General features: G+C 33.8%; 12 protein-coding genes. 10 read left to right on the top strand and 2 right to left on the bottom strand.

The window, feature by feature from the left end:
- Nucleotides 1-189: 189 nt before the first annotated feature.
- Nucleotides 190-969, bottom strand: a complete 780-nt coding sequence (locus BOW57_RS13550; protein ID WP_129054975.1) for an META domain-containing protein — start codon at nucleotides 967-969, stop codon at nucleotides 190-192.
- Nucleotides 970-1,236: 267 nt separating this feature from the next.
- Here BOW57_RS13550 and nirB point away from each other — a divergent pair, with 267 nt between their 5' ends.
- From nirB to BOW57_RS13600, 10 genes are all read left to right on the top strand, one after another.
- A complete protein-coding gene (nirB, locus tag BOW57_RS13555; protein ID WP_129054977.1) occupies nucleotides 1,237-3,750 on the top strand; it encodes a nitrite reductase large subunit NirB in 2,514 nt (837 codons plus the stop codon).
- A 369-nt stretch (nucleotides 3,751-4,119) separates the two neighbouring features.
- The gene (nirD, locus tag BOW57_RS13560; protein WP_129054979.1) at nucleotides 4,120-4,497 is read left to right on the top strand and encodes a nitrite reductase small subunit NirD; all 378 of its coding nucleotides are present in this window, start codon (nucleotides 4,120-4,122) and stop codon (nucleotides 4,495-4,497) included.
- Nucleotides 4,498-4,740: 243 nt separating this feature from the next.
- A complete protein-coding gene (locus tag BOW57_RS13565; protein ID WP_129054981.1) occupies nucleotides 4,741-5,325 on the top strand; it encodes a DUF4202 domain-containing protein in 585 nt (194 codons plus the stop codon).
- Nucleotides 5,326-5,334: 9 nt separating this feature from the next.
- Entirely contained in the window at nucleotides 5,335-7,143 is a 1,809-nt protein-coding gene (locus tag BOW57_RS13570) for an ATP-binding protein (RefSeq protein ID WP_129054983.1), read from the top strand.
- 545 nt (nucleotides 7,144-7,688) lie between these two features.
- Nucleotides 7,689-8,348: a response regulator transcription factor gene (locus BOW57_RS13575; RefSeq protein ID WP_089052755.1), complete on the top strand. Its 660-nt coding sequence runs from the start codon at nucleotides 7,689-7,691 to the stop codon at nucleotides 8,346-8,348.
- Between the two features lie 97 nt (nucleotides 8,349-8,445).
- Nucleotides 8,446-9,924, top strand: coding sequence for a nitrate/nitrite transporter (locus BOW57_RS13580; RefSeq protein WP_129054985.1), 1,479 nt, complete (start codon nucleotides 8,446-8,448; stop codon nucleotides 9,922-9,924).
- A 99-nt stretch (nucleotides 9,925-10,023) separates the two neighbouring features.
- Nucleotides 10,024-11,283 carry an alginate export family protein gene (locus BOW57_RS13585; protein WP_129054987.1) on the top strand — a complete coding sequence of 420 codons (1,260 nt, stop codon included), beginning with the start codon at nucleotides 10,024-10,026 and terminating at the stop codon, nucleotides 11,281-11,283.
- 107 nt (nucleotides 11,284-11,390) lie between these two features.
- Nucleotides 11,391-12,104, top strand: coding sequence for an endonuclease/exonuclease/phosphatase family protein (locus tag BOW57_RS13590; protein WP_129054989.1), 714 nt, complete (start codon nucleotides 11,391-11,393; stop codon nucleotides 12,102-12,104).
- A 3-nt stretch (nucleotides 12,105-12,107) separates the two neighbouring features.
- The gene (locus BOW57_RS13595; protein WP_129054991.1) at nucleotides 12,108-12,728 is read left to right on the top strand and encodes a bifunctional 2-polyprenyl-6-hydroxyphenol methylase/3-demethylubiquinol 3-O-methyltransferase UbiG; all 621 of its coding nucleotides are present in this window, start codon (nucleotides 12,108-12,110) and stop codon (nucleotides 12,726-12,728) included.
- A gap of 53 nt (nucleotides 12,729-12,781) precedes the next feature.
- Complete coding sequence (locus BOW57_RS13600; RefSeq protein WP_164973711.1) at nucleotides 12,782-13,357, top strand: transglycosylase domain-containing protein; 576 nt, start codon at nucleotides 12,782-12,784, stop codon at nucleotides 13,355-13,357.
- A 22-nt stretch (nucleotides 13,358-13,379) separates the two neighbouring features.
- On the opposite strand, the gene BOW57_RS13605 is transcribed toward BOW57_RS13600, so the two are convergent.
- On the bottom strand, nucleotides 13,380-14,090 hold the full coding sequence (locus BOW57_RS13605) for a Crp/Fnr family transcriptional regulator (RefSeq protein ID WP_129054995.1): 711 nt from the start codon (nucleotides 14,088-14,090) through the stop codon (nucleotides 13,380-13,382).
- Nucleotides 14,091-14,144 lie beyond the last annotated feature (54 nt).

Genomic DNA, 14,144 nt, shown 5'->3' on the forward strand with positions numbered 1-14,144 from the left:
AAATACGTTTAAAGCAACGAATTCACCACAATATTGTCATTTCGACGAAGGAGACCCGAGTGATAGTGAACAGGCGAAGCAAATCTTCGCAAGCAGCTCCTTTCCTATAAGCAAATCTTTGTAGAGCTTCTCGTAGAGATTTCTCCTTCGTCGAAATGACAAAAAATGCGATAAAACAAAAATACAAACCTAATCCACCTTCTTAAAAACAGCCAATTTCCCATAAGGATTTGACAAAATCAACTGATTATTACCTATAGAATAAGTAGTTGTGCTTTGCAGCGCTTTTGTAAACTCACTTTCTTTATTTCCTTGAGGACAAGCCATAAGAGTCGAAAGAACTCTTGTAAATCGCAGTATATCTTTTTCATAAAAAATTTGTCCGCTTATAGCATTACAGCCGCCATAGCCCGAAAATCTATTTTCTGCTGAGTTAATTTCGATTCTAGGCATTTCTTTTTGAAAATCGGAAGCAAAAACTTTATATCCATTTAGTTCTTCCAAAACCCAAATATCATACAGTCGATAATCTGTAATATATTTTCCGCATCCACTGAGTTTTTTAAATTCTAATTCAGAGTTATTCTTGATTTCGACTTTTACATTATAAGGAGAAATCGCTCCAGACATAGAATCCTGACAATCTAACTGTTGAATCGTAATAATTCCGGAAACATTATCATTGCTTACCTTATACATTTTCACATTAGCATCCATAGCCCTGATCGCATCAACTGCAGGAAAAGTGATACTCTCTTTACCCGGAATTAGTGAAGTAAAAACAATATTATCATTTCCTATTTTAACTCCCCAAAATGGCTCGTTTCCAGTTGCTTTAAAATAATAGTTCAAATCGTCCTGATTTACTCCTTGTTGAGCAGTTTCTTTTGTCTCTGAATTTTTGCCTGCTGAAGTTTTACAGCTCACCATCAAAGACAGTAAAAGCAAAAGTGGTATTATTTTTTTCATACTATTTCTATTTGGAATGTGCTTTTTGCTAAAACACCTATAAAATTCTTATGAATTTACGACTTTTTTTTGAAATCGCTATTTAGAATCTTTTCAAATTTGAAATAATTGACATTCTTTAAATTTACCAAAACCCTAGACTACGTAATACATCACGGTAAAATACGTAGCAAACGAAATCTATATCTACTTAAAAAATAAATATTTTACGTATTTACATAAGTATAAATACTTATATTTGCATAGTAATACTTAATTAAAGAAATCATGATTAGAGTAATAGTAGTTGGAAACGGCATGGTTGGTTATAAATTTTGCGAAAAATTCATTGCAAAATCAGGACAAGAAAAGTATCAAATCACTGTATTTGGTGAAGAACCAAGGCGCGCTTACGATCGCGTTCACTTAAGTGAATACTTTGGAGGTAAAACAGCTGATGATTTATCTTTATCAACAAGCAATTGGTACACAGAAAACAATATTATTCTCAATACATCAGAGTTAATTACAGATATTAATCGTACCGAAAAAACAATACATACACATTTAGAAAAAACACATACGTACGACTACTTAGTTTTAGCTACAGGTTCATCAGCCTTTGTTCCTCCGATTGACGGAGTTGAAAAGGAAGGTGTTTTTGTCTACAGAACCATCGAAGATCTTGATGCAATTATGGCTTATGCCAAAAAGATAAAAATTAAAGGCGCAACCGAAGCGGCAGTTTTAGGAGGTGGTTTATTAGGTCTTGAAGCAGCAAAAGCCGTTAGAGATTTAGGACTGAATCCGCATGTGGTGGAATTTGCTCCGCGTTTGATGCCAAGGCAATTAGATCAAGGCGCAAGCGATATGCTTCAATCTAAAATTGAAGAATTAAACATTGGAATTCATCTTAACAAAGCAACACAATATATCGACGGAAAAGAAAGTATAACCGGAATGATGTTTGCCAACGATGAATTACTAAAAGTAGACATGTTGGTTATTTCTGCAGGAATTAAACCTCGCGACGAATTGGCTAGAATTTCAGGACTTGAAGTCGGCGTGAGAGGTGGAATTGTAGTAAACAATCAAATGCAGACATCAGATCCTTCTATTTATGCGATTGGAGAAGCGGCACTTTACAATCAAAACATTTACGGACTTGTTGCTCCAGGTTACGAAATGGCCGATGTTGCCGCAGAGCAAATCTTAAATGGAGATAAAACCATGAGAGAAACCATCGATATGTCAACACAATTAAAATTAATTGGTGTTGAAGTGGCGAGTTTTGGTGATCCTTTTATCGAAAATGAAAATGTAACAGCCATTATTTATGAAAATAAATTAAGTGGTACTTACAAAAGAATTAACGTTACCAAAGATTCTAAAACGCTTTTAGGCGGCATTTTAGTTGGAGATTCAAGTGATTACAATTCGCTTTTCCAGATTTACAGCAATGCAATGGCATTACCTAAAAATCCAGAAAATTTGATTTTAGGTTCTCGCGATGGCTCTGAAGGCTCAAGTTTAGGAAGTGTTATGGATTTGCCAGATACAGCCGTAATTTGTTCTTGCGAAAATGTAACGAAAGGCGCAATATGCTGCAAAATTTTAGACGAAAGTTGTGCTACTCTAACAGATGTTGTCAAAGCAACAAAAGCTACTTCTGGCTGCGGAGGTTGTAAACCAATGGTTTCAGATTTGGTAAAAGCTACTCAAAAATCTTTAGGAAAAGAAGTGAAAGAAGTAATCTGCGAGCATTTCAACTATAACCGTCAGGAATTATTTGATTTAGTAAAAATCAATAAATATGAGAATTTTTACGATGTTTTAGATCACCACGGAAAAGGAGACGGCTGCGAAATTTGTAAACCAGTTGTAGCATCAATTTTTTCAAGTATTTACAATGATACAGCAAATAAACACGTAACCACTCAAGATACAAACGATAGATTTTTGGCTAACATTCAACGAAACGGAACTTATTCTGTTGTGCCCAGAGTTGCCGGAGGCGAAATTACTGCTGAAAAATTAATTGTGATTGGCGAAGTGGCAAAACAATTCGATTTGTACACTAAAATCACTGGAGCACAAAGAGTTGATTTATTTGGAGCACATTTAAGCGATTTACCTAAAATCTGGAAAATCTTAATTGAAAATGGTTTTGAAAGCGGTCACGCCTACGGAAAATCACTTCGCGCCGTAAAAAGCTGCGTTGGAAATGCTTGGTGCCGTTACGGAATGGACGACAGCGCTGGATTTGCCATCGAACTTGAAAACAGATACAAAGGAATTCGTTCTCCGCATAAATTAAAAGGTGGTGTTTCGGCTTGTATTCGCGAATGCGCCGAAGCCCGAGGAAAAGATTTCGGATTAATCGCGGTTGAAGGCGGATGGAATTTATACATCGCTGGAAATGGCGGTGCAAACCCAAAACACGCCGTTTTACTAGCTGAAAAAATCGATAAAGAAACAGTAATCAAATACATGGATAGATTCTTAATGTATTACATCCGCACCGCTGGCCCGCTGATTCGAACATCAACTTGGTTAGAAAAACTAGATGGTGGTTTAGAATATTTGAAAGAAGTAATTATTGAAGACAGTTTAGGAATCTGTGAAACTTTAGAAACTGAAATGCAAGCTTTAGTAAACACTTTTGAATGCGAATGGAAACAAGTTCTAGAAAAACCAAGATTATTAAAACGTTTCAATCACTTTATAAACTCAGAAGAAAAAGACGATAATGCTGTTTTCGTTCCGCTAAGAGATCAAAAAATGCCTAAAGCTTGGTTGTAAATTCAAAACATAAATTTTTAAACACATAGAGACATAGATTTTAAAAACTTAATAAAGGCGTTTAACTTGCATAAACACATATAGCTATGTGTTAGAAACTAGTTTCTTTTAATTTTCTATTTCTCAAACAAAAAGCAAAAAAATCTATGTTTCTATGCGTTTAAAATAAAAGCCACAGATTAAAGGATTAGAAAGATTAAAAAAGAATTAGCGTCTTTATGCCTTTGTGGCAAAACACCATAAAGCTCCAAAAAAAAGAAAAAATCATTAAACGTTTGCTGTCCTTCTTACCCTCTTTTTTACTGCGCCATCAAACTCTCTTGATTGTAAAAAGAGGGCTAAGAAACAGGAAATCAAAACTCAATCAAAATGGAAGAAATCTTAAATCAATACGAAACAGTTCATGCAAGCGATGCAACAATTTGGTTCAAAGCAGGTAAAGTAGAAGATTTTCCAACCAATCGCGGCGGCTGTATTAAATACAAAAACAAACAGATTGCGATTTTTAATTTTGCCCGTCGAAACGAATGGTACGCTTGTCAAAACGCCTGCCCTCACAAAATGGAAATGGTTCTTTCGAGAGGAATGACAGGTTCTACTGATGATATTCCGAAAATCGCCTGTCCCATGCATAAAAAAACATTCTCATTAGTCGATGGTTCAAACCTAAATGGCGAAGATTTTAAGATTGCAACGTATCCTATTAAAGTAGTTGAAAACGAAGTCTTTGTTGGATTTGCAGACTAATTTATAGGCCACAGATTGCACAGATTAAAAGGATTTTATTTCGCCACGAATTTCACAAATTACACTAATTTAATTCGTGGAGATTCGTGAAATTCGTGGCAAAAAAAAATACACAAGATTAAATCCAAAAAAACCTTTAATCTGTGGCAAAAAAACATAAACAATAATTCGTGCTAATTCGTGAAATTCGTGACGAAAAAAAACTTAATTCCGTATCTTTGAAATCTATTATTAAACCAAAAAATGACTACACCTTTTCAAAAAGCAAGCGAATGGATTGATGCTGAAAACGCACAAGATCCAAACATCGAAATTGACCAAAACAAAGAATATCCAAAAGAATTATTGTATTCAAACAGGATGTACGAAAAACTGATGCAGTTTGAACCAAATGCGTCAGAAGAAATTCAAATTGCGTCAAAAGCACAACATATTTGCCGATGGAAAGTTGCCCGAGAATCGTACCCAATGGATCGTGTTGGTTATTTGAAATGGAGAGAAGAATTAAAAAAATTCCATGCAAAAACAACTGCAGAGATTTTGGAAAAAGCAGGCTACGACCAGACTTTTATTGATCGCGTTTCGTTTTTAATAGAGAAAAAATTACTTAAAAAAGATCACGAAACACAATTATTAGAAGATGTTATCTGTCTTGTGTTTTTAGAATATTACTTAGATCCTTTTGTTCATAAACACGATGAAGAAAAACTAAAAAACATCATCAAAAAAACCTGGGATAAAATGTCGGATAAAGGACATCAGGAAGCCTTAAAAATTAACTATTCTGAAGAAAATCTCAATCTGATAAAAGCATCTTTAGGATTGTAAACTGACTTTATGAAGAAAAGCAATCAGGAAGAAGACAAAATCACTTTCAAAAATTTACGACGACTGTATTTTTTTGCACTTCTTACTATTGCGGTAACTATAATTATCAGTCAGATTTTAGTGCAGTACAATCTGAATCAGCAGTTAAGCGATTCTAAAATCATAAACTTTTCAGGAAAACAGCGAATGCTGAGTCAGAAAATCGTAAAAGAAGTTCTGATTCTGCAATATGTTTCTGATAACGCTTCTGCAAAGCAAATTTCGCATTTAAATGACGTTTTATCACTTTGGAAAAAAAACCAAAATGCACTCGAAAATGGCAGTGACAGTTTAGCTTTTCCAAAAGAAAAATCAGAAACACTTTCTAAATTATATCTTGAAATAAATCCGATTTTCAATAAAATTGCAAATACAACTGATTCTTTTTTATTGAATTTAAAACAGAAAAAGCAAGCTGCAGAAAATCAAAAATTAGTAACTATAATTTTAGAAAACGAAGGCATTTTTCTTTCTAAAATGAATCAGATTGTAACCCAATACGATCTCGAAGCGCACGAAAAAGTAACCGAACAACGCCGAATTGAATACTGGATTTTCGGTTTCACACTTTTGGTATTGCTTTTAGAATTTCTTTTCATTTTTAGACCAACCAATAAAAAAATTGAACGATTAATTGCCAAGCTTTTATCTTCTGAAAAGAAAGCGTTAAAACTCGCATACGATACCGAAATACTAAGCGAAATCAAGGAAAATTCAGTTAAAGAATTAAAGTCGCTTAATTATGCAATGGAAAACACATTGCTCTATTGCCGAATTGCACCTGATGGTTCGATTATTCATATTGGCGAAAAATTTGCTAAACTACTGAATTACACCAAATTTTTATCCAACAAAAAGTTTTCTGAAGTTTTAACAGCAGACGAAAAAGAACAAATCAACTTTGATCGACTGATATTCGAAAAACAACGAAGCGGCTGGCAAGGCGAAATTAAAATTGTAACCAAAGAAAATGTTGAGATTTGGCTTGACCTTTCGATGGTTCCTGTTATGATTAAAAAAGACGAATTGGAACTTTTAATCGTTTGTTTCAATATCACTGAGCGCAAAAAAGCACAACGCGAAGTCGAACGTTTGAATCTTGAAAACAGCACTGAAAAAATCAATCAGCAAAAGATTATCTCAAGCAAAATTGTCGAAAACCAAGAAAACGAGCAAAACCGAATCGCCAAAGAAATTCATGACGGAATTGGTCAAATGCTAACTGGTTTAAAGTTTAGCTTAGAAAGCATCAATTTAGATGACAGAGAAAAATCAGAACAAAAAATTGAGTATCTAAAAAAACTTTCACTAGACATTATAAAAGGTGTCCGCACGGCAACTTTTAACTTAATGCCACCAGAATTAAGCGATCACGGTATTGTTTCATCCTTGGCAAAACTTACGCAGGAACTTTCAAAACTAACAGGAAAAGAAATTCTTTTCTACAACAAAACCGATTTCAATCAGCGATTAGATTCTTTAATCGAAATCAATATTTATCGCCTAACTCAAGAAGCTATAAACAACGCCATAAAATATGCCGAATCGTCGCATATCATTGTTCAGCTTTCTCACAGCGAAACTTTGTTAAGCATTATAATTGACGATAACGGAAAAGGTTTCGACATCAATGCTGTCGACAAAAAACGCAACAGCGAATCTGGAATGGGTTTGTTGTTTATGAAAGAAAGAATCCAATACATTAATGGGCGTGTTTTCATCAAATCAATTCCTGGCGAAGGAACAAGGATTACGTTCAACATACCGATTCTTAAATGAGATAATGTGGCAATTAGAAAATTTGATAATTACTAAAAACATCTCAAAATATTATCTAATTGTCACATTTACAAATTATCTAATTATCATGGCGTGCGGGTAAACGTTTTCAAAAAAAAATTGCTTTTAATTAAGATTTAAAAGAAATCAATTGCCTCCAGCTTTAGCTGGTGGAATACAGACAAGTATAAAAAAAGGCTTTAGCCAAATACATACACATTCGGCTAAAGCCCTTTCTCATATCTACAAAAACCTCCGACTAAAGTTGGAGGCAATTGAAAGCCAAACTTTGTCAAAGTCGATTATCAAATTCTACATAAGCTTGTCAGGCTGAACGAAGTCGAAGCCCACGCAATCTTAATCGACAATTTTACAGCGCAGCGTACGTAAGCTTCGACTTCGCTCAGCCTGACAATTGTATAATTTAGAATTTCCAACATTAGAAATTTTAATGTTAGAATTTAAAATCTAAAAAATTACGTATATTAGCGTCTTCTTTATAGATGAATATACGTAAAAAATCAAGAATCTAATTTAAGTAAACTATGAGTAATATCATTCGTGTAGTGCTGGCAGACGACCATGTTTTTGTAAGAGATGGAATTAAATCTTTACTTGAAAATGAAGCAAACATTGAAGTCGTTGGCGAAGCAATTGATGGAGCTGATGCACTTGATGTTGTTGCCGAAAGCAAACCAGATTTACTTATAGTAGATATTCGTATGCCGAATTTAACGGGCATCGAGGTAGTAGAAAAACTTAGAAGCGAAAATAACAATGTAAAAATTATTATGCTTTCTATGCATGAATCTGAAGAATATGTATTGAAATCTATAAAAGCTGGTGCCGATGGTTATTTGCTAAAAGGTTCAAGTAAAGAAGAATTCTTGAAAGCATTACACACAGTGGCTGCCGGCGGAAAATATTTTAGCGGTGATATTTCTTCTATTCTAATAAGCCAGCTTACAAATTCGTCAACATCACTAGAACCTAAACAAAATCTAAGTGAGGAAATGATGATTACTAAAAGAGAAAAAGAAATTCTGACTCTTTTATTATCCGGAAAAGGAAACAAAGAAATTGCCGAAGCGCTTGATATCAGCAAACGTACAGCTGAAGTACACCGTTTTAACCTAATGAAAAAATTGAAGGTTAAAAACTTAATGGAACTTTCTAACAAAGCTGCTGAGTATTCATTGATTTGAAAAATACGTATTAATACGTAATTATTTTCCAAAAACTGCGTTTTAGCATCTTTTAACTAAGTTATAGTACTTATTTTTACATAAAAATATAAGTGCTATGAAAACTACAAACTCATTATCTCAATCACACAAAATTTTATTTTTGAACACACTGGCTTTTACAGTGTGTTTTGCCTGCTGGACATTAAACGGGGTTTTAGTAACCTTTTTGGTCGATAACGGAATTTTTCATTGGAGCGTTGTTCAAGTTGGATGGCTCTTGGGAATTCCAATTTTAACAGGCTCAATTATGCGCTTACCAATTGGTATGCTCACAGATAAATTTGGAGGAAAATATGTCTTTTCACTTTTACTGCTGCTTAGTTCAATTCCGCTGTTCCTCCTTCCCTATGCTGACAGTTTTTTTATGTTTGCTCTACTTAGTTTCTTATTTGGAATGGTAGGAACTAGTTTTGCTGTAGGAATTGGTTATACTTCAATCTGGTATCCAAAAGAATGGCAGGGACGCGCTTTAGGAATCTTCGGAATGGGAAATGCAGGAGCTGCAATTACCACTTTTTTAGCGCCTTCGCTATTAAATCATTTCTCTTTAGAAGATCCACAAAATGGCTGGAAAATACTTCCAATTATCTATGCCGTTTCCCTTGTTTTAATTGGAATTACTTTCTTAATTTTTGCCAAAAATAAAAAAATTGAAAACCATACAAAAAGCGTTCGTCAAATGCTTGGTTCGTTAAAATCAGCTAGAGTTTGGCGATTTGGAGCCTATTACTTTTTAGTTTTCGGTTGTTTTGTCGCGTACTCTCAATGGCTGCTGCCCAATTTTATGAACGTTTATCAAACCAGCCTAGTTATGGGCGGTTTATTCGCCACAATGTTTAGCCTTCCTTCTGGTGTAATCAGGGCTTTTGGAGGTTATTTATCCGATAAATTTGGTGCTCGAAAAGTTATGTATTGGGTTTTAAGTTCTTCTGTTATTTTAAGTGCACTATTAATGGTTCCGAAAATGGAAATCACCACCACAGGCCCCGGTGTTCTTGCAACAAAAAAAGGAACAGTAACTTCTATTGCAAAAGACAATATTAAGATAGGTGAAACAGAATTTAATATTGCGCAAAAACAAGAAAACAATTCTGAAAATTCAATTCTCCCAACCCGAACATCTTGGCAGCAAGTTGTTGTAGCGCAGAACCAAACCGTAAAGAAAAAAGAACTGCTGGCAAAAGGAATTACTGTAATAAAATTCGATGCTAATATGTGGGTATTCTTAATTTTAGTAATTTTAATTGGAATTTCTTGGGGAATCGGCAAAGCAGCAGTTTACAAACATATTCCAGAATATTTCCCAACAGAGGTTGGTGTTGTTGGAGGTATGGTTGGAATGATTGGCGGTTTGGGTGGCTTTTTAGGCCCAATCATTTTTGGATACTTGCTTACCGCAACAGGAATTTGGTCAAGTTCATGGATTTTTATTTTACTATTCTCGACCATTTGTCTCGTTTGGATGCATTATACGGTAACTAAAATCATGAACGAAAAACAACTGGCTTTGGCAAAAGTAATAGACAGAAAATAAGCGTATTAAAAGTTTAAAAATAATTATCAAATATGATTAATATCACTAAAAGTAAAATCATTATAAGATAAATTTGTCTTTTATTAAACCATCATAGATATGAAAAAAACTAGAATAATTCTATCCTTACTTTTTCTAGGATTTGGTGCTGCCATGCAAGCACAAGAATTTGATGCCAACTTACAATTAAGACCACGTTTTGAATATCGAAACGGATACAAAACTTTGCTGCCAGAAGGTCAAGAAGGAACTTCGCAAATCTCGCAGCGTTCTCGTCTAAATTTAAATTTTAAGCAAGATGATTTGATTGTTAAATTAACTTTTCAAAACATTAGAACCTGGGGCGATGTACCAACCACAACCACCGCAGATAAAAATGGAGTTGCCGTTTTTGAGGCTTGGGCACAATACAACTTCACCGAAAAATGGAGCGCAAGAGTTGGGCGCCAAGTGCTCTCTTATGACAATCAGCGTATAATGGGTGAAATCGATTGGTTGCAACAAGGACAAAGTCATGATGCAGTACTGGTTACTTTTCGTCCAAAAAACCAGCAGCTTGATATGGGATTTGCTTTCAACTCAAATGCCGAAAATATAGTGCAAACTCCATACACTGTTACCAACTACAAAGCTATGCAATATGCTTGGTACCACACATCGTTCAGTAATTTAGGAATGAGCTTATTAGCCCTAAATACCGGATATGAATATGCCAATGCCGACGCAAAATTATTGGTAGATTACAAACAGACTTTTGGAACCTATTTAACCTATAAAACGGGTAAATTAGATACTAATTTCTGGTTATATGGACAAACGGGTAAAAGTACAGACAAGCAGGTAAGTGCATGGAATGCCGCTGGTTATTTAGGATACAACATTTCTGATGCCTTTAAAGCTGGTTTAGGTTATGAATTTTTATCTGGAAAAGATACAAATGACGGCAGTACAGTAATTAAATCCTTCAATCCAATATTTGGAACTAATCATGCTTTTAATGGTTATATGGATTATTTTTATGTTGGAAATCATCAAAACAGCGTTGGTTTGCAAGATGCCTACTTAAAACTAAGTTATAATGTCAAAAAATGGCAGTTTGCATTAATGCCGCATGTATTTTTATCTGCCGCTGATGTTGTGACTCCAACAAATGAAAAACTTGATTCCTACTTAGGAACTGAGGTCGATTTTACTGCAGGCTACAATTTCAAAAAAGACATTACGCTAACTGGAGGTTATTCTCAAATGTTTGGTTCAAAAACTTTAGAGTTCTTGAAAAACGGAGACGCCGGTCATACTAACAATTGGGCTTGGCTAATGATTTCTGTAAATCCTAGAATTTTTAGCTGGAAGAAATAGTTTTTTCTAAAAATTAATATTAAAAATCCCCTCTTTTAAATAAAGAAAAAGGGGATTTTTTTTTTGCGTACATTTGAGTACATTATTCCCAAAATAAAAGATTTTCAATGAAACTCATAGCTTGGAATTGCAACATGGCATTCAGAAAAAAAGCAGAATTCATTCTGACTCATAACCCTGATATTGTCATAATTTCTGAGTGTGAAAATCCTGAAAAATTAAAATTCTCAAATGAAATACAAACACCAAATGACATTCTTTGGTACGGTACAAATCCGAATAAAGGACTTAGCGTTCTCTCCTACGGCAATTATCGCTTTCAATTATTAGATTGTCATAATCCGGACTTCAAAAATATCTTACCGATAGCGATTACGGGCGGAAAAGTTGATTTTACCTTATTTGCTATTTGGGCAAATAATCCAGCAGATAAAGATGGCGCATATGTAACACAAGTTTGGAAAGCGATTAATTATTATGAAGATCTTATCAAAGAGACCAGAACAATTTTAATTGGCGATTTCAACAGCAATACCATTTGGGACAAACCGCGTCGTGAAGGAAATCATACGACAGTCGTAAATAAATTAGCTGATAAAAATATTTTTAGCACCTATCATAAATATTTTAATCAAATTCAAGGCCAAGAACAACATCCAACTTTATATCTTTATAAGCACGAAAATAAACCTTATCACATTGATTATTGTTTTGCTTCAAATGATTTTATGGAAGTTTTAGAAAGTGTTGAAGTCGGAAATTACAAAGATTGGACTTTACACAGTGATCATAAACCTTTAATAATTAATTTTAATTTATAAATAATGAACAACTGGACCCAAAGATGGGATGACCGCTATAGCAACGAAGAATTTGCATATGGCGAAGAACCCAACAACTACTTAAAAGAACAAATTCAAAAATTAAAGCCCAGCGCTATTCTTTTTCCTGCCGAAGGCGAAGGACGAAATGCCATTTTTGCTGCAAAATTGGGTTGGAACGTTTCCGCTTTTGATATTAGTGAAGAAGGAAAAAATAAAGCTTTAAAACTTGCTGAAGCCAACAATGTTTCAATTGATTATCAAGTTGGCGAATTAGAAACGCTGAATTTCAAAGAAGAACAATTTGATGTAATTGCCTTGATTTATGCTCATTTCCCTGCAGAAATTAAATCCGAAATTCACAAACAGCTTGATAAACTATTACGCAAAGACGGTATTATTATTTTTGAAGCTTTCAGCAAAAAGCATTTAGAATATCTTGCAATAAATGATAAAGTTGGCGGACCAAAAGATATTGAATCTCTATTTTCTATAGAAGAAATAAAAAGTGATTTTCCGAATTATGAAATCATCGAATTAGAAGAAAAAGAAATCGAATTAAACGAAGGTTTATTCCATAACGGAACGGGTTCTGTAATTCGATTTATTGGCAGGAAAAAATAAATTATTCGAAGTAGAGACGTCCCCAGATGCGTCTCTACAAAAACACCCTTTTTATGCTTAAAAAGACTTTAAGAATATTCCTCATATCGGCTGCCTTCCTGGCAATTACAATTACGTTTTTACTAAGTGGCTTCAATCCTATTTATAAAAATGAAAAGTTTGTTGATCTAACAGAAAAAATAAATGAAGCAAAGAAAGAAAATCTCAAAACATTTACTGGTATCTATGAAAAGATAAATACAAAAATGAAAGAAGAAAAATGTCCTTGTGATCGAGCTACAGATTATATTCCTGTATACAGACATGGATATTCATTTACAAAATCACTTTATAAACTTAAATTACAGAGAGAATTTACACAGACGGATTGCTATAAATATCTTCTTCTAAATACTGATTTTAAACACGTCTATGCTGACTCTACCTACAAAACTTTCGGTGTAAAAGAAGCTTCAATGTTCTATTTCAATAAAAACATAGGACAACTTAATGAAGAAGAAATTTTGACTTTAATTGCAATGTTAAAAAATCCAAGTCTTTATGATCCAATACGAAATAAAAAAGTAGTTCGTAATAGAGTTCTACTCTTGAAACGTATATTACATAGCCAAACAAAAAGCAAATATTAATACGTAGAATTACGTAATAAGATTAAACAGAAAAATATTTATGTTCCATAATTTCAGAGCGTAATTTTGAAACTTCCAAAATCCCAATTCGTTTTCCAACCGTTTTTATTAAAGCTTCTTTTTTAAGACTTGAAATAACCCGAATTGCTTGTTCTTCGGTCGTTCCTGCAAAATCGGCAATTTCTTTTCGAGAAAGATCAATATCAATTAAATCATTGATTTGTCCGAATTTACGATGAATATAAAGCAATAAATCAACCACACGTTCACGAACATTCATATGCGCAATTTTTCGAATGTTGTTTTCACTTTTATTCAATTCATCGGCATAAAACAACATTAAAGCATAGGTAAGTTCTGGAATATGCTGTAAAATTTCCAGCATCGTTTCATTGCTAAAATTGCACAAAACGGTATCTTCCAAGGCATAAGCACCAATTAAATACTTTTTCCCAGTTCCAAATCCGCGAAAACCAATAATATCTCCACTTTTCGTTAAGCGTACAATTTGCTCACGTCCGTTAATTCCCGTTTTTACCGTTTTCGCTTTTCCTTTGCAAATAAAATAAAGTCCTTGCAAAGAAGAACCTTCCACAATAAATTGATCCGATTTTTTGCAGACTATATTCTGTTTCTTAGAAACATAAATATTCATTTGCTCTAAATGGAGATGTTTCTTGATAAAGCAATTTTCATTGGCACAAGAATAACAAAGGGTTTGTTCTTCTTTCATGAGTCCTAATTTTTATTGGATTAAAAACTAATTTGTTGCTGCTCATTTTATTGC

It is taken from the genome of Flavobacterium sp. YO64 (assembly GCF_004119505.1).
Taxonomy (GTDB): domain Bacteria; phylum Bacteroidota; class Bacteroidia; order Flavobacteriales; family Flavobacteriaceae; genus Flavobacterium; species Flavobacterium oncorhynchi.